1 pseudogene is annotated in these 600 nt (G+C 42.5%); it reads right to left on the minus strand.

What is annotated here, in order from left to right:
• Positions 1-600 (minus strand): annotated as a pseudogene (locus WMO75_RS19740) (CD1108 family mobile element protein); the annotation flags it as partial.

Raw genomic sequence — 600 nt, forward strand, 5'->3', positions numbered from 1 at the left:
ATTATCGTCTTCATTTTTGCTGATCTCACGGTGCAATGCTACGGAAGTTGCACTTCCTGCTTTCTTGACAACAGAAGCTTTTTCTGTTTTCACAGATTCCCCTTCACCAAACTTCAGGCGGGATTTTTTCTTTCCAGGAGCTTCTCCATCATTTGCCTGATAGACCTGTGCCTTCTTGGAATGCTGCTTTGCTTCCTTCTTCTTTTTGGCTTCCTCATAAGAAAACTTTTTGGCTTTTTCCTTTTGTTTCTGATGTCGGAAATTGACTCCATCCGCATCCATCTGGTTCAATTTCTCCATATCTTTATCATTTTTCACAGAAGCACCCGTTTCCTCATAAGCAAACTTCAAACGCTGTTTTTGTTTTGGCTTTTTGCTGCCACCTGTCTGATTTCTCCGGCTGTCTCCTCTGTTTTCTGAAAGATCCGCACGTTTTTCTTTCAGTCTCCCTGACTGGCTGGCTTCGGATTTTTCTGCAAATCTGGATTCTTTTCCGACTTCAGCACGGATTCTTTTCCGGTTTTGTTGCTTTCTATTTTGTCCAAAATCCTCACTTTGGTTCTCTGTTCGCATCAGTTCCGGTGCATCTCTGGATTTTTG

This window comes from Blautia intestinihominis (genome assembly GCF_040096655.1).
Taxonomy (GTDB): Bacteria; Bacillota; Clostridia; order Lachnospirales; family Lachnospiraceae; genus Blautia_A; species Blautia_A intestinihominis.